Here is a 15,852-nt window from a genome sequence, read left to right as displayed (position 1 = left end):
CCACGGAGTACGCGGGATTCTAGATTTTCATCTACGACATATAGCCTTATTGTGATAAGATTAAAGATTAGAAATTTTAATCAGAAACAAATATAGGGAAAACTAAATTATAAACAAAGGGTATTATTATAGAATTTTTCTTACTATATTTATAAAATTGAAATAAAAGGATTTATTATGGCAAAAATATTAGGATTAGATCTAGGAACGAACTCGATTGGATGGGCTATAGTGGAGAAAGAGAATAATGATTTTTCTTTGGTTGATAAAGGTGTTCGGATATTTTCCGAGGGTGTGAAATCAGAAAAAGGAATTGAAAGTTCACGTGCAGCGGAAAGAACAGCATTTAGAAGTGCCCGAAAATTGAAATACCGAAGAAAGTTGAGAAAATATGAAACCTTAAAAGTGCTTTCTGAAAATGGAATGTGCCCTTTATCTTTTGAAGAAGTAGAAGAATGGAAAAAATCGGGTTTCAAAAAATATCCATTAAATCCGGAATTCTTAAAATGGTTGCGGACTGATGAAGACCAAAATATTAATCCTTATGTTTTTAGAGATAGAGCCAGTAAACAAAAAGTTTCTTTGTTTGAATTGGGTAGAGCTTTGTATCATATTGCACAAAGAAGGGGTTTTTTGAGTAATCGATTGGATCAATCTGCTGAAGGAATATTAGAGGAACATTGTCCCCAAATTAATTCATTGATTGAAGATTGTAATTCTAATACTGAAATTCTAATTGAATTAAAAGATTATTTTTTTAATGTTGGAATCCTTGATGAAACTAATAAAGGAGGTTTCAAAAAAGAGTTAGATGAAGGCGAAGCCAAATTAAAAACGCTATATAATGCTCTTTTGAGTATAGTTAAACGAAATGAAAACAAGTTTATTGAGGCTAAAGAAGAAATCATTGCAAGATTAAACCGAAAAGAAGATTTAGGAAAGGTAAAAGGTAAAATCAAAGATATTTCTCAGGCTATGATTGATGGGAATTTCAAAACATTAGGTCAATATTTTTTTAGTTTATACAATAAAAACAAAATTAGAAACCAATACACTTCAAGAGAGGAACATTATCTATATGAGTTCATCGAAATATGTAAAATTCAAGAAATTGATAATATAGATGAAAATGAAAAATTAGCTGAAAAGAAATTTAGCGGATTAGCTAAAGATTTATACAAAGCGATTTTTTTCCAAAGACCATTAAAATCACAGAAAGGATTAATTGGAAAATGTTCGTTTGAAAAAAGTAAAACTCGTTGCGCCATTTCGCATCCTGATTTTGAAGAATATAGAATGTGGTCTTATTTGAATACCATAAAAATGGGAACTCAATCTGATAAAACTTTACGTTTTTTATCACAAGACGAAAAGCTAGGTTTGATTTCGAAATTTTTAAGAAAGAAAGACAATTTTAATTTTGAAGATTTAGCCAAAGAACTTATTCCAAAAGGGGCAACCTTTGGGTTTTATAAATCATCCAAAGCTAACGAGGTTAATTATTTGTTTAATTACAAACCTTATGATACTGTAACTGCAAGTCCAGTTTCGGCATCTTTAAAAAATATTTTTGGCGAAGATTGGAAAACCAAAACCATTTCATATAAAACCAAAAACTCAAAAGGAATTGAAGTAAATAGAAGTGTAGATTATAAAGATTTATGGCATTTACTTTCCGTTTCAACATCTGATATTTATTTGTTTCAATATGGCAAAGAGAAATTAGGATTGGATGATAAAAATGCAAAAGCATTTAGTAAAATTCGATTGAAAAAAGATTTTGCAAGTTTGAGTTTGAATGCAATTACCAAGATTTTGTCTTATGTTAGAGAAGGATTGTTGTATTCTCACGCCGTTTTTATGGCGAATATTGAAGGTATTGTCGATGAATCGATATGGAACGACAGCAATCAAAGAAAATTTATTCAGGATAAAATTGCTGAAATAATTGAAAACCACACTTTTGAAAACGGAAAATTAGAAGCAATTAATAGTTTGATTAAAGAGTGTAAAACGGTAGGTGCTTTTTATTCTAAAGAAGCTGAAAGTATCTACAAATCAGATTTGGATAAAAAATTAATTCCTTTTGTTAAATTCCATAAAATTGAATCGGACAAAGAAGCAATTTTAAACGAACTATTTCCTGTTCTAATTGAACAATTGAAAAAGTATGAATATATTAAAATCAATCGTTTAGACGAAAAAGTTTTAGACTTTATAAAAGGTAAAAATGATGATGGCGAAATATTCTGTACAAATGAAAAGCGAATCAATAAGTTGTATCATCCATCAGATATAGAAGTTTTTAAAAAGAAAATCATTAAAGATGAATTCGGAAATGAGAAGGTGGTTTTAGGAAGTCCATTAACTTCATCAATTAAAAATCCAATGGCAATGCGAGCTTTGCATCAATTGCGTAAAGTATTGAATACATTAATTTTTGAAGGACAAGTTGACGAAAAAACGATAATCCATATTGAAATGGCTCGTGAATTGAACGATGCCAATAAACGAAAAGGAATTCAAGATTATCAAAATGAAAATAAAAAGAATCGAGAAGAATATGCCAAAGATATAAGGAAGTTATATTTCGAGGAATGCAAAAAAGAGATTGAACCAACAGAAGATGATTTATTACGGTATCAACTTTGGTTAGAGCAAAATAAGCAAGAAATTTATGAAGAGGGAAGAAATATAAGTATTTGTGATATAATTGGAAAAGATCCCAAATATGATTTTGAGCACACTGTTCCAAGAAGTCGTTCACAAGATAATTCTCAAATGAACAAGACACTTTGCAGTCAAAAGTTCAATAGAGAGATAAAAGGAAATAAAATGCCTATTGAGTTAAATAATTATCTCGAAATATTACCAAGAATTGCACATTGGAAAGAAGAATCAGATAATTTGACCAGAGAAATCGAAATAATTTCTCGTTCCATAAAAGCAGCAGCTACCAAAGAGCTTAAAGACAAGAAAATAAGGAGAAGACATTATTTGACTTTAAAAAGAGACTATCTAAAAGGAAAATACGACCGATTTATTTGGGAAGAGCCCAAAGTTGGTTTCAAAAACAGTCAAATTCCAGACACAGGAATCATTACAAAGTATTCCCAAGCCTATTTAAAATCGTATTTCAAAAGAGTAGAATCCGTAAAAGGCGGAATGGTTGCCGAGTTCAGAAAAATATGGGGAATTCAAGAGAGTTTTCAAGAAAACGACAAAAAATATTTTCACGAAAAAGACAGAAGCAAACACACACATCATACCATCGATGCGATTACAATTGCTTGTATGACCAAAGAGAAATATGATGCTTTAGCCAACGCTTGGACACACGAAGACAAAGGACAACTTGGTGAAGCACGAAAATTATTGGCTGATTCTAAACCTTGGAAAACTTTTAAAGAGGATTTAAAAAAGATAGAGGAAGAAATTTTAGTTTCACATTACACGCCCGATAATGTTAAAAAGCAATCTAAAAAGATTGTTAGAGTTAGAGGGAAGAAGCAATATGTTGCAGAAACTGTTAAGGATGTAAATGGGAAAGCAATAGTCCAAAAAGATGTTGATGATAAAATAATTTTCAGGCTTAATAAGGAAGGAAAGCGAATTCCAAGATTGCAACAGGGTGATACCATTCGAGGTTCATTACACCAAGACAGTATTTATGGAGCCATTAAAAATCCGTTAAATACAGAAGAAATCCGCTATGTAATTCGTAAAGATTTAGAAAGTATCAAAGCGTCTGATGTTGAGAATATTGTTGATGAAATGGTAAAAGCAAAAGTCAAAGAAGCTATTACAAACAAAGTTTTATTAATTTCATCAAATGCACAGCAAAAAAATAAATTAGATGGAATAGTTTGGATGAACGAAGAAAAAGGAATTCCAATAAACAAAGTCAGATTATATGCCAATTCAGTAAAGAATCCTCTTGAAATTAAAATGCATAGTGATTTGTCAAAATCTCGACACGAGCATAAGCAAAAAGTATATGCCCAGAACGATGAGAATTTTGCAATGGCTATCTATGAAGATTTTGATAAAAAAGGAAAAATAAAAAGGTCGTATGAAATGATTAATAATATTGATGCAGGTTCATATTATAAGTTGAGTAATGCAGAAAATAAAATCAACTATGACATCGTAACTAATCCTCACGATAAGACAGGCTTACCATTAAAGTATATTCTAAGAAAAGGATTGTTGGTTTTATTTTTTAAAGAAAATCATCAAGAGATTTTAGAATTACCTACTGACGATTTGCATAATCGATTATACAAATTAGCTAAATTTGACGCACAAGGTAGGTTAACTTTTAGAACTCATTTTGAAGCTAGACAGGCTAGTGATTTAAAAGAAATTTATGATGTAGATTTTGAAACCCCATTTGAACAAATTAGATTGCAGGTAAGTAAATTAAATATGTTAGTTGAAGGATATGAGTTTAAATTGTCTTCTTCGGGCAAGATAACTTTTATTTAAAAAAGTTAAAAGTTCTTTGACATAAGTTTTCATTGTCTTAAACATCTCAAACCACAACTGAAAGGTATGGCATCCGCCCAGCAGGGATGCAGTAGCTTACAGTTGTGGTTTGATTAAAGATTAGAAAACACGATATTCTTCTCGGAGGTTAGAATTACTTATCTAGGGTTGTGGTTTGATTAAAGATTAGAAAACACGATATTTGCATTTATTTCCTGGTAGGAGCGTTGCAAGTTGTGGTTTGATTAAAGATTAGAAAACACGATATTCGGATCTACGGTGTCAGTTTCGCCTTCCCAGTTGTGGTTTGATTAAAGATTAGAAAACACGATATTGAATTCATTAAATAAAATCACATTATACGAGTTGTGGTTTGATTAAAGATTAGAAAACACGATATTGATGATTGGCAAAATCCAAAACAAAAAACAGTTGTGGTTTGATTAAAGATTAGAAAACACGATATTAATGAAAAAATCAGCTTATCAAATTTGTAAGTTGTGGTTTGATTAAAGATTAGAAAACACGATATTATATTTAGAAATTATATTAGTAAACAATGGGTTGTGGTTTGATTAAAGATTAGAAAACACGATATTCATGCAAACAAATCTAAATAAGCTTGAAGGGTTGTGGTTTGATTAAAGATTAGAAAACACGATATTTTTCTCCAGCAGCGTAATATTCAATCTTAGGTTGTGGTTTGATTAAAGATTAGAAAACACGATATTACTGACAGAAAAAGGAAAACTACCAAACAAGTTGTGGTTTGATTAAAGATTAGAAAACACGATATTATTTCACTTGGAAAGATGGTAGAGATGATAGTTGTGGTTTGATTAAAGATTAGAAAACACGATATTAAATAAGTCAGCTGGTGTAGTTTTGAAGTAGTTGTGGTTTGATTAAAGATTAGAAAACACGATATTGTATCGACTTTTTACCCCATTTGTTCTCAGGTTGTGGTTTGATTAAAGATTAGAAAACACGATATTAACGGCTGACAAGCGTCTTAGAGAGATAGGGTTGTGGTTTGATTAAAGATTAGAAAACACGATATTAGTTGGTCTGTTGTGTTCTGTATATCAATTGATTAAGTGTAGGTATCGTAAGATAAAATGCTCCTTTTTTGGCTTGATAACCCAATATTGGCGCATTTTTTTGTTTCTAATGTTTGAAAGTATTGATTTTTAGGGATGTTTAAATTATTTAATTTTGATTAAAGAGACAGGTCGCGACCTGTCTGTACGGTTTATGATCAATAAAAAAAAATCAATTGTTTATGAAAAGTAGAAAGCGAAATCGAATGGTTGGATATGATTATTCGCGGAATAATTTGTATTTCGTGACATCATGTGTCAAAAATATGGAATGTTGTTTTGGTGATGTGGTTGCGGTAGGGACAGGTCGCGACCTGTCCGTACATAATCCAGATGAAAATAATCCAGATGAAAATAATCCAGATGAAAATAATCCAGATGAAAATAATCCAGATGAAAATAATCCAGATGAAAATAATCCAGATGAAAATAATCCAGATGAAAATAATCCAGATGAAAATAATCCAGATGAAAATAATCCAGATGAAAATAATTTCGATAAAAATGAATCAGAAATGATTTTGAATGAATATGGAATTATTGCAAATAATCAATTGCAATGGTTGGAAATTCAATATCCTTATATTGAACTCCACTCTTATATAGTCATGCCGAATCATATCCATGCTATAATTGAAATCGATTCGCTAAAGCTAAACTCAATTCGCAAGAACGATACAGATCAATTGAATTCAGAGGACATAAAAATAAAATCCCTTTCCGAAATTATGGGTGCTTATAAAACAACAAGTTCCAAATTAATTCATCAGGCAGATTATGGTGCATTTGCATGGCATCGTTCTTTTCACGATCATATTATCAGAGATGAAAAGGCATATCAAAATATCGTGAATTATATAGCGAATAATCCAAATTGTTGGAACAAAGATAAATTCTATAAAAAAACAGTTTAAAACAGTTCCAGTTGTGTGGGCGCATCCACATTTTCCAGTTTCGCTTTCCCGAGATAATTAATAATCATCCCAAATTGTTTGTCGGTTATCCGCAAAACACTGACTTTCCCTAAGGGCGGGACAAGCCGGTTCAGGCGTTTTTCATGCACATCGGCACTTTCGCTGCTTGCACAATGCCTGATATAAACAGAAAATTGCATCATGCTGAAACCGTCTTTTAAAAGACTGCCTCGAAATTGGGAAGCATTTCTTCGATCTTTTTTGGTTTCGGTAGGTAAATCGAAGAAGACAAACAGCCACATTATTCGGTATCCGTTAAGTTCCATAAATTGGGATATTTGATTTTTTTTCGGTTTCCTGTAAAGCATTGCTGCAGCGAGCTGGCTGTTTTTTGCAGGCCTACCATCAATGGGCTCTTTTCCTCTTTAAAATAAACGGTTCGTGTTAGGATCTGAAGCATTTCTGCTTTCAGCGTCGAATTGAGTTCTTGTTCCTCATATTTTTGCATGATTTGATACACTTTTTCATCTACAATGGGACGAAAAGGCTCCATAATATCATCGGCAAGGGCAAAAGCATTGTATTTACTTTTATGATGGATGCCCAGAGTATTTAGCAATCCACTGCCCGAAAGTGCCCGAGCCGTTGCCGCTCTCAAAATGGCATAGCCATAGTTTAAAAAATTGTTAGGGTAATTTCCAAAACGCTCTCTTTTTAATCCTTCATTTTCCTGATTAGGAAATGGAAAATGTTTCCAATAAAATTGGGCTGCTACCCCTTCCATATTGGAAGTGTCACCACTCAAAACTTTACTGGCCAGGAATTCAAAGGTATTCTTCGTTTCGGTTATTCGTTCCAGTAAGATTCCTTGATTTTTAATTTTTTCAACAATAGTTTGTTGCCATAATTGTTTTTTTAACGGCATGGAAGCTTCAATCTGATTTTTGAAAATTTCCTGTTGAATATGATGGCTGTTCAGATTGAGAAACATACCATTTGGTAAATGGTTGTTACCGCAAATAATAATAGCGGTATTGTTCTCAATAATCAAATTCATCGCTGGAAGACTCAGGTATATTTCGGGATTATCAAGCACCAAAAAACCAATATCTTCAATAGGAATTGCGCTTTCCCGTATTTCTGATTTTATGACTAACTGGAGATTTTTGGTGGTTATCGAAGATTTATTTTCGACCAAAAGAGTTCTTTTTATCATGGTTTATTTCGTTTTGGGGTTTTTAATAAAATGATTGCTAGTAATTTACTGATTAAAATCACGTGTTTTGACTTTTTTTGTAAAAATTTTCTCCAAATGATTGCAAAAGTTTTTTGCAGTTGAAGAATTCTATATTTGTATTTTTGCTTCAAATTTTAAAAAATGCTTCACCATCATTTCATCCTTCACAAACCCTATGGTTATTTGAGTCAGTTTATTTATGAATTGAAAAGAAAAAAGAAGCTGTTGGGGGAGTTGTATGATTTTCCCAAAGGCACGATGGCGATAGGCCGCTTGGACGAAGATTCCGAAGGATTGCTGCTATTGACCACCGATGGAAAAATGAGCGAAATCATTCGTTCTAAAAAAGTGGACAAAGAATATTATGTGCAAGTGGACGGTATTATTACTCAGGAAGCAATAGACCAAATGAAAGCGGGTGTCGAAATAGGTTTCAATGGGACTAAATACCTCACTAAACGCTGTGAGGCGGCTTTGATTACTGAGGTTCCTGACTTTGGCGCCAGAGGCAAAAAAATACGCGATGAACGTCATGGTCCCACTTCCTGGGCTTCGATTACGGTCAATGAAGGCAAGTTTCGTCAAGTGCGAAAAATGACTGCCGCTGTTGGTTTTCCTACCTTAAGATTGGTTCGGGTGCGAATTGGTAATGTACATCTGAATGATTTACAAGCTGGAGAAGTTAAAGAAGTGTCTGATTTTCAAATAGAAATTTAAAGGTATTGAGGTGATTTTCTCAATCTTTTAATTTTCCAATCTTTTAATAAAGTATAGCATGTTAAACATCGTTTTAGTAGAGCCCGAAATCCCAAATAATACAGGGAATATAGGCAGATTGTGTGTGGGAACCGAAAGCAGGCTGCATTTAGTTCATCCTTTTGGATTTGTCATCAATGACAAAAATCTGAAACGTTCCGGATTGGATTATTGGGTGCATCTGGATGTGACCGAATATCAAAACCTAGCGGAATGGACCGCTCAAATTCCTGATAAGTCCAGGGTTTTTCTGATGAGTTCCCATGCGGAAAAATCCTATTTGGACACCGAATTTCAGGATGGAGACTGGTTGGTTTTTGGAAAAGAAAGCAAAGGATTGGGTGAAGAAGTTTTGGCTCAATTTGCGAATCATCTAAAAATTCCGATGTCTAATTTGATTCGTAGTTTTAATATTGCCAATTCCGTAGCTTTTGTAATTGGTGAAGCCAAAAGGCAAATCATGTTGAAGTAAAAAGCTGAAATTTAGAATTATAAAAGATTTCCGTTAGTTTGAAATTTTATATATTTGAGTAGGCTGTTTGCCATTGCGGTTGACTGCAACTCATTTTAAAATTTCTTTTTTATGATTGATAAAGCTCTTCACCGAAGTACTATTTTCAGACATTTGGATGGTTTGGTCACTGCGCCTGTAGCCTATGCCTTGCATAAAAAAGGGATTCTGGCTTTTATACTGGATAAAAAAGAGACGACGCTTAACGAACTTAGCAAGCAGTTTAAAGCCAATGAAGGCTATTTAAATGTGGCTTTGCGTGCGTTGTGTTCCCAAGGGTTTCTGACTTATCAAATCAATAATGAAACCGAGGAAATTAAATTTGGCTTGACCGAAAAAAGCGAAATGGCTTTTTCACTATTTCATCTGTATCAAGATGTGGTAGACTTATTGCAATTTTCGATGCAATTTGATCCTCGATTATTTGAAGAGGCGCCTTTTGAAAAACTGAGTGTCATTTTCGAAAAATATAAAAAGAATTATGGTATTGTATTTTCGGAGGATCCTTTGGTCAATGAAATACAGCATCAAGTTTTAAAACATATTGAAGGTTCTTTGGTTGGTCCTACGCTGGTACGTCTTGGTATGAGCGGAATGTTTCATAAATATTTCATGGAAATTTCCTTTCGCCCGGAGGAATTTCACAAATCCCCAGACAATTTCAAGAAAATCCTTGACTTCTTGGTTCATCTGAACTGGTTTAGGGAGAAAAAAGGAAATTATCAATTTACCGAAACGGGTTTGTTTTTTGCCAAAAGAGCCTCTGCTTATGGGGTAACGGTTTCTTATTTGCCTACTTTCAGTAAAATGGACGAATTGCTATTTGGCAATCCGAATGTATTGAAAAATGTGGAAGAAGGGGAAGACGAAATTCATGTAGACCGCGAGATGAATGTGTGGGGAAGTGGCGGCGCACACGATACTTATTTTAAAGTGGTAGATGAGATAATCATCAAATTATTCAATTTACCGATAGCAGAGCAGCCCAAAGGGATTTTGGATATGGGTTGTGGCAATGGCGCTTTCTTGCAGCATATTTTTGACGTCATTGACCGACAAACGTTGCGTGGTACAATGCTAGATGATTATCCGTTGTTTCTTGTGGGTGTCGATTATAATCAGGCAGCGTTGAAAGTAACGCGTGCCAACTTGATAAAAGCAGATATTTGGGCCAAAGTAATTTGGGGCGATATTGGCCGACCTGATTTATTATCGGACGATTTAAAAGAGAATTATAATATCGATTTGAAGGAATTGTTGAATGTGCGGACGTTTCTGGATCATAACCGCATTTGGGAAGAACCGAAACAGATTAACAAGGATAGAATCAGCCAATCGACCGGAGCTTTTGCACACAGAGGCAAGCGAATAAGTAATAATCTGGTGGAAGATAATTTGCTGGAGCATTTCAACAAATGGTCGCCTTATGTTCATAAATTTGGATTACTTATGATTGAATTACACACTATTGCCCCTTCTTTAACTGCCGCTAATTTGGGAAAAACTGCTGCAACTGCCTATGATGCCACCCATGGGTTTTCGGATCAATACATAGTGGAAATTGAGGTAATGCATAAAATAGCTGCTGAAGCGGGTTTATTTTCTGAGGCTGCTGTTTTTAGAAAATTCCCCGATTCTCCTATTGCTACTGTTAGTATTAATTTACTGAAAGGGAAATAATAAATAATATAAAAATGAGGAAGTACCAGCTTCCTCATTTTTATTTAATCTCGTGAGACAAATTCACTTAATGTTACGTAAGTGTTTCCCGTTACATCATCATGATAAATGTTGTATTTAGTTGGGTAATTCCCCGGTTTTGCAAAATGTTCCGGTTGGGAATAATCGATACTGGACATGGCATTTGAAAGTAAGTAATCTAAAGTGATCATCGGCTCAATAAATATCAAATTGCCATTGTAAGATCCGTATACCATTATTTTGCTAAAAGGTAAATAATCGCCTAAGTTCACTGGCAGCCAGTGTTTTCCCATTTGGGCTTCAGCAGTAGCGGCATCAGGAGGGGTGAAATAATCTGCCGGCATATAGCCTGGAGGAGGATAATTATTAAATAAATCATTTGTTTCCGGGGACCATTCCGGTATAGCCATTTGTTCTTCAACCGATATCATGTAAAAGTGAATGTCAAAATGCGGTACATCAAATACATGTTCTGGTTCATGACCATTGGGATTCCAATTAATTCCAATATGATCAAAGGGGGTTAGCTGGCTGGCTTTAAGGTGCAACGGAATAACAATTGTAGTGCCTGCCAAGGGGGCGTTGTTCTTGTCTCTTTCGGGATTTAATAGCGCTTCTCTTGTCATCTCAATCCCAATTTCCTTTGGATTGCCATTGGCATCAACACTAATCCATGAACGTACTTTTCCGTTTCCGAGTGCTACTTGAGGCCCTTTGAATACATTGAGTTGGGTAGCACTCTTTTTTAAAGTTAAAGATTTGGATGTGTTTGTTTGTAATTCAGTTGTAATCATTTCATCTTGACTGCAGGAATAGAGAAAAAATAAGCCCCCCAATAGAATAATTTTTTTAAGTAAAGTACACGAATTTTCCATAATTAAAATTTTTAAAGATTAGTTTTAATAATGTAGATAAGTCGAGTTTGGGGAAATCAGAATGAGGAATACTAAATTACAAAACAAAAATGTATTTGACTGATAAACAGGTTTTTTTGGGTGTGTTTTATGATAATTATCCTGTTCGTAATAGAATTGTCAATTTTGTTGTGAAATATTGATTATACAATAATAAATTTCCCTTTTTCGGAATCAAACGAGATGTGTTCGTCTTTGAAAATAGTGTTGAAACTCCCTTTAGAAATCAAATTACAGGGTTCGTCCTGAATAACAGTTTCTGTTGTCATCAGGATCATATCGTCACTCAATTGAATTGCCATATCAATATCATGTGTCGAAAATAAAATGCATTTATTGGTTTCCTTTGTCAATTTTTTCAGCAGTTTGAATAGCGCCACTTTGTGCAATAAATCCAAATGGGTGGTGGGTTCGTCAAGAATAATTAAAGCGGTGTCTTGTGCCAAAGCGCGTGCCACCAATACTTTTTGCAGTTGCCCATCACTGATTTCATAATGTTTTTTGGTCGCCAAATGACTGATTTGGGTCAGTTCCAGCGCTTCCTTGATTTTGGCTGAATCAACATCTGATAATGTTCCAATCCAATTGGTATACGGCTGGCGTCCCAAAGCGACCAATTCGAAAACGGTCAAATTACTGGGCGGTAGTTTTTCGGTTAAAACAATACTCAGGTTTTGAGCCAATTCTAAAGCAGTATAGGATGCTATTTTTTTATCATTCAAAAAAACGTTGCCTTCTAAGGGTTTTTGAATTCCGGTAATCGTTCGTAATAAAGTTGATTTTCCTATTCCGTTAGCTCCAATTAAAGCAATGAGTTTTCCTTGCTGTAAATTCAGGTTGAGGTTTTTGGCAATAGGTGTCACAGCATTTTTGGTTTTGTAACCAATGCTTAAATTTGAGGTGGACAGGATGTTTTTATTCATCTATTTTTGAGTTTTTTTTAACCATATAGATTCATAGTTTTTTTATACTAAAAGAATTAGATAGATGTTTTACTTTTCATATAGATTAATTCGTTTAAAAACGTTTGTGTTATCATTTCTTTTTTAATTAAAAGATTATCCCATCATTTTTCGTTTTCGAACCAATAACCAAATTACTATTGGCGCACCAAGCAACGAAGTTATAGCATTAATAGGTAAGGTGATATCCAATCCCGGCATTTGAGAAACTACATCACAAACGAGCATGATTGCGGCGCCCAGCAAAAGAGTGCTCCAAAACAATATGGAGTGATTACTGGTTTGAAACAATAGTTTGGCAATATGAGGAACAGCCAAGCCAATAAAAGCAATTGGGCCCGCATAAGCCGTAATGCTTCCCGCCAAAATGCTGGTAGCCAGAATAATGATAAGTCGCGTTTTTTTGAAATTGATTCCCAAACTTCGGGCATAGTTTTCTCCCAGAAGCAAGGCATTCAAAGGTTTGATGCTAAAAAGACTCAAAAGAAGGCCTATTAGAACACAGCTTGTTAAAACCGAAATTGACGTCCAGGATAAATTCCCTAAGGTTCCCATGGACCAAAAGGTGAATTTTTGCAATTGCTCGGCTGTGCTAAAATAGGTTAGGGTTCCCACAACCGCACTGGTAAAACTACCAAACATCAATCCCACAATTAGGATTGCCATAGTATCTCTCAAACGATGCGAAACCAGTAATACAGCCAGTAAAACAATAGAACTTCCCATGGTGGAGGCAAGGACGATTCCGTAGGGAGACAATAAAATGCTGCTTATGAAGGCGGGCATAAAAGCAGCTCCTAAAATGACAAAAGCCACACCCAAGCTTGCTCCAGAACTCAGTCCAAGGACATAAGGTCCCGCAAGCGGATTCCTGAATAAGGTTTGCATCAGCAATCCACTGATAGAAAGTCCCATGCCAACCAAAACGGCTGTAATGGCTTTGGGCAGGCGGTAATTGATGATGATGTATTCCCATGTAGATTTACTCGCCTGTCCGCCGGTTAAGCTGTTGTAAACTTCCTTGAAAGGGATGGTTATCGAGCCAAAACTGATGTTTACAAAAAACAAGACGAGCAGACCTAAGCCGAGTAAGGAAAATAAAAGAATATTGCGTTGTTTGTTGGCCAATTTAGTTTAGTTTTTGTGCAAAGGTAAAAGTATAATTGGGAAGCAGTTCAGGATGGAAGATTTTGATGTAATCTTTTAAAACTAAATCCGGTCGGCTGGGAGCCAATTCATAATAAATCGTTCCGCCGGTTGCTCCTATTTTTCCTTCAAAGGTATATACTTGTTTGGTTTTAAAAGCATCAAATTGACTGTAATGCGGATTTGTCTTTGCCAACTCGGCTACCGTTTTATAAGGGCCAGTGGCAATCCAATAGTTGGCCGTTTTGGCTTTTTCCAATACTTTTTCGAATGACAATCCTAAGCTGCCTGTCCCTTCCGTATCTGACCAAAGGTAATGGGCTTTGGCATCTGTCAGGAATTGGGCAACCCAACTATTGGCTTTAGCGACATACCATTGATCTTGGTACATGGCACCATATAAAGCCGTTGCTTCTGGTTTTTTGGTGGCCACTAAATCCAAGGCTTCTTTGTAATTTTTTACAATGCCGTCAAAAAGGGTTTTGGCCTCTTTTTCTTTTCCAAAAAGAGCACCGTAGAGTTTTATCCATTCTGCTTTTCCAAGGGGCGACTGCTCCATCCAATCGGCTTGAATCAATACTTTTAAACCGCTTTTTTCAAGGTTATCCATCATTGGATTATTATTGTCGATGCCAAAAGTGACTATAAGTTCAGGAGTCATTTCGATCAGTTGCTCCATGTTTAATTTTTCATTTTGACCTACATTTTTGACCGAACCATTGTCGATTCGTTTTCTGGTTTTTTCGGAAGAAATATAGTCAGTATGCGGAAAACCAGTCAATCGGTTTTCAACGCCAAGCATTTCCAAATAAGGAATGATTGTAGTTGAGGTAACCACAATAGATTGTAAGGGAACTTGAATTGAACTGTATTTTTGCAGGCTATCAGGGACAATACTATTTTTTTCTTTTAGAATGTAAGTAAAATCTTTTTCAGCATTGGGCCAAGGAGAAATTACCTTTACCATCGTATAACCGTCGTATTTGTATAGAGCCAGACTGCTTGCATATTCGATCTCGTTTTTTGTATTTGAAATTGATTTGCTTTCTGATTTTTCGGTTTTCTTACAGCCGATAAAAGTGACCAGTACAAGGAATAACAGAATTTTATAGGAAGGAATTTTCATGGGTTTAGGTTATGTTTGAGGCAAAGGTAAAAGAAATTACAAAAAAATCTTGTTTATTTTTGAACCTAAAAAATTCAACAAATACTATCTTTACGACATGAATCGTATAAAAGTAAAACAGTGTTCAAGCTGTGGGATTGATTTTGGTTGTGGCGACACGTCTGGAGTGAGTAGCTGTTGGTGCAATGATTTTCCGCCGTTATTTGTTCCCACGACAGCTATTGACTGTCTTTGTCCTGTTTGTTTTAAAAAATCCTGTTCGCAGAAAATTGACGAATATGTAACTACATTGACTCCGGAAACTGCGCTTCATAATAAAGCGACTTTGTTGCCCAAATCGACTCATTTAATCGAAGGAATCGATTACTATTTAGAGAATGGTAATTATGTATTTAAAGCATTTTTTCATTTGAAAAGAGGGAATTGTTGTAAAAATGACTGTAGACATTGCCCTTTTGATTTTAAAAAATAATTATAATGATATATCTAATTACGGGCGGGGAACGCTCGGGTAAAAGCAGCTACGCCGAAAATTTGGCAAAAGAATTATCGGCTAAGCCCATGTATGTTGCAACAGCCAGAAAATGGGATGGTGATTTTCAACAAAGAATCGATCGTCATCAAAAAGACCGTGATGAGCGCTGGATCAACATTGAAAAAGAAAAATACCTGAGTGAAATAGATTTTTCCGGCAAGGTAGCCATCGTGGATTGCGTTACGCTTTGGTTGACTAACTTTTTTGTAGACACCAAAAATGATGTGGCCTTGTGTTTAGAACAAGCCAAAGCGGAGTTTGATAAAATGGCAAGTCAGGAAAACACCAGCATTATTATTGTTACCAATGAAATAGGCATGGGCGTTCATGCTGAAACGCACATTGGACGGAAATTTACCGAGTTACAAGGTTGGATGAATCAATATATAGCACAAAGAGCAGAGAAAGTGGTACTAATGGTTTCAGGAATTCCTGTTACCATAAAAGGACAGTAATGAGTTT

General features: G+C 34.8%; 13 protein-coding genes and 1 CRISPR repeat array. Of the genes, 7 read left to right on the top strand and 6 right to left on the bottom strand.

The window, feature by feature from the left end; all coding sequences use genetic code 11:
• Positions 1-177: 177 nt before the first annotated feature.
• Together cas9 and BUB25_RS02335 are read left to right on the top strand one after the other, a co-directional pair.
• Positions 178-4,488, top strand: coding sequence for a type II CRISPR RNA-guided endonuclease Cas9 (cas9, locus tag BUB25_RS02340; RefSeq protein WP_072939222.1), 4,311 nt, complete (start codon positions 178-180; stop codon positions 4,486-4,488).
• A gap of 101 nt (positions 4,489-4,589) precedes the next feature.
• Positions 4,590-5,549: a CRISPR direct-repeat array (repeat unit 36 nt; unit sequence GTTGTGGTTTGATTAAAGATTAGAAAACACGATATT).
• A gap of 221 nt (positions 5,550-5,770) precedes the next feature.
• On the top strand, positions 5,771-6,502 hold the full coding sequence (locus BUB25_RS02335; protein WP_139256883.1) for a transposase: 732 nt from the start codon (positions 5,771-5,773) through the stop codon (positions 6,500-6,502).
• Here BUB25_RS02335 and cas2 read toward each other — a convergent pair.
• Together cas2 and cas1 are read right to left on the bottom strand one after the other, a co-directional pair.
• A complete protein-coding gene (gene cas2, locus BUB25_RS02330) occupies positions 6,499-6,828 on the bottom strand; it encodes a CRISPR-associated endonuclease Cas2 (protein ID WP_072939216.1) in 330 nt (109 codons plus the stop codon). The genes BUB25_RS02335 and cas2 overlap by 4 nt on opposite strands.
• Positions 6,804-7,718, bottom strand: a complete 915-nt coding sequence (gene cas1, locus BUB25_RS02325) for a type II CRISPR-associated endonuclease Cas1 (RefSeq protein ID WP_072939213.1) — start codon at positions 7,716-7,718, stop codon at positions 6,804-6,806. The genes cas2 and cas1 overlap by 25 nt, the downstream gene beginning before the upstream one ends.
• Before the next feature lie 162 nt (positions 7,719-7,880).
• Between cas1 and BUB25_RS02320 the strand changes: the two genes are divergently transcribed.
• From BUB25_RS02320 to BUB25_RS02310, 3 genes are all read left to right on the top strand, one after another.
• A complete protein-coding gene (locus BUB25_RS02320; protein ID WP_072939210.1) occupies positions 7,881-8,456 on the top strand; it encodes a pseudouridine synthase in 576 nt (191 codons plus the stop codon).
• 58 nt (positions 8,457-8,514) lie between these two features.
• Positions 8,515-8,967, top strand: coding sequence for a tRNA (cytidine(34)-2'-O)-methyltransferase (locus tag BUB25_RS02315; RefSeq protein WP_072939207.1), 453 nt, complete (start codon positions 8,515-8,517; stop codon positions 8,965-8,967).
• Between the two features lie 111 nt (positions 8,968-9,078).
• The gene (locus BUB25_RS02310; RefSeq protein ID WP_072939204.1) at positions 9,079-10,686 is read left to right on the top strand and encodes a class I SAM-dependent methyltransferase; all 1,608 of its coding nucleotides are present in this window, start codon (positions 9,079-9,081) and stop codon (positions 10,684-10,686) included.
• Positions 10,687-10,730: 44 nt separating this feature from the next.
• Here BUB25_RS02310 and BUB25_RS02305 read toward each other — a convergent pair whose 3' ends face one another.
• From BUB25_RS02305 to BUB25_RS02290, 4 genes are all read right to left on the bottom strand, one after another.
• Positions 10,731-11,582 (bottom strand): hypothetical protein, encoded by an 852-nt coding sequence (locus BUB25_RS02305; protein ID WP_072939201.1) that lies wholly within the window; start codon positions 11,580-11,582, stop codon positions 10,731-10,733.
• A 182-nt stretch (positions 11,583-11,764) separates the two neighbouring features.
• Positions 11,765-12,544, bottom strand: a complete 780-nt coding sequence (locus BUB25_RS02300; protein WP_072939199.1) for an ABC transporter ATP-binding protein — start codon at positions 12,542-12,544, stop codon at positions 11,765-11,767.
• A 135-nt stretch (positions 12,545-12,679) separates the two neighbouring features.
• On the bottom strand, positions 12,680-13,711 hold the full coding sequence (locus tag BUB25_RS02295; protein WP_072939196.1) for an iron ABC transporter permease: 1,032 nt from the start codon (positions 13,709-13,711) through the stop codon (positions 12,680-12,682).
• 1 nt (position 13,712) lies between these two features.
• A complete protein-coding gene (locus BUB25_RS02290; protein ID WP_072939193.1) occupies positions 13,713-14,855 on the bottom strand; it encodes an ABC transporter substrate-binding protein in 1,143 nt (380 codons plus the stop codon).
• Between the two features lie 97 nt (positions 14,856-14,952).
• Here BUB25_RS02290 and BUB25_RS02285 point away from each other — a divergent pair, with 97 nt between their 5' ends.
• Entirely contained in the window at positions 14,953-15,327 is a 375-nt protein-coding gene (locus BUB25_RS02285; protein ID WP_072939190.1) for a C1orf53 family protein, read from the top strand.
• A 5-nt stretch (positions 15,328-15,332) separates the two neighbouring features.
• Positions 15,333-15,845, top strand: coding sequence for a bifunctional adenosylcobinamide kinase/adenosylcobinamide-phosphate guanylyltransferase (gene cobU / locus BUB25_RS02280; protein ID WP_072939187.1), 513 nt, complete (start codon positions 15,333-15,335; stop codon positions 15,843-15,845).
• Positions 15,846-15,852: the final 7 nt, after the last annotated feature.

It is taken from the genome of Flavobacterium granuli (assembly GCF_900129705.1).
Classification (GTDB): domain Bacteria; phylum Bacteroidota; class Bacteroidia; order Flavobacteriales; family Flavobacteriaceae; genus Flavobacterium; species Flavobacterium granuli.
Note: the sequence above shows the minus strand (reverse complement) of the source record. Positions and strands in the feature narration are given on the sequence as shown.

Excerpts from the sequence above, each read along its gene's own strand:
- cas9 (WP_072939222.1), top strand. The coding sequence starts at position 178 with ATGGCAAAAATATTAGGATTAGATCTAGGAACGAACTCGATTGGATGG.
- BUB25_RS02335 (WP_139256883.1), top strand. The coding sequence starts at position 5,771 with ATGAAAAGTAGAAAGCGAAATCGAATGGTTGGATATGATTATTCGCGG.
- cas2 (WP_072939216.1), bottom strand. The coding sequence starts at position 6,828 with ATGGAACTTAACGGATACCGAATAATGTGGCTGTTTGTCTTCTTCGAT.
- cas1 (WP_072939213.1), bottom strand. The coding sequence starts at position 7,718 with ATGATAAAAAGAACTCTTTTGGTCGAAAATAAATCTTCGATAACCACC.
- BUB25_RS02320 (WP_072939210.1), top strand. The coding sequence starts at position 7,881 with ATGCTTCACCATCATTTCATCCTTCACAAACCCTATGGTTATTTGAGT.
- BUB25_RS02315 (WP_072939207.1), top strand. The coding sequence starts at position 8,515 with ATGTTAAACATCGTTTTAGTAGAGCCCGAAATCCCAAATAATACAGGG.
- BUB25_RS02310 (WP_072939204.1), top strand. The coding sequence starts at position 9,079 with ATGATTGATAAAGCTCTTCACCGAAGTACTATTTTCAGACATTTGGAT.
- BUB25_RS02305 (WP_072939201.1), bottom strand. The coding sequence starts at position 11,582 with ATGGAAAATTCGTGTACTTTACTTAAAAAAATTATTCTATTGGGGGGC.
- BUB25_RS02300 (WP_072939199.1), bottom strand. The coding sequence starts at position 12,544 with ATGAATAAAAACATCCTGTCCACCTCAAATTTAAGCATTGGTTACAAA.
- BUB25_RS02290 (WP_072939193.1), bottom strand. The coding sequence starts at position 14,855 with ATGAAAATTCCTTCCTATAAAATTCTGTTATTCCTTGTACTGGTCACT.
- BUB25_RS02285 (WP_072939190.1), top strand. The coding sequence starts at position 14,953 with ATGAATCGTATAAAAGTAAAACAGTGTTCAAGCTGTGGGATTGATTTT.
- cobU (WP_072939187.1), top strand. The coding sequence starts at position 15,333 with ATGATATATCTAATTACGGGCGGGGAACGCTCGGGTAAAAGCAGCTAC.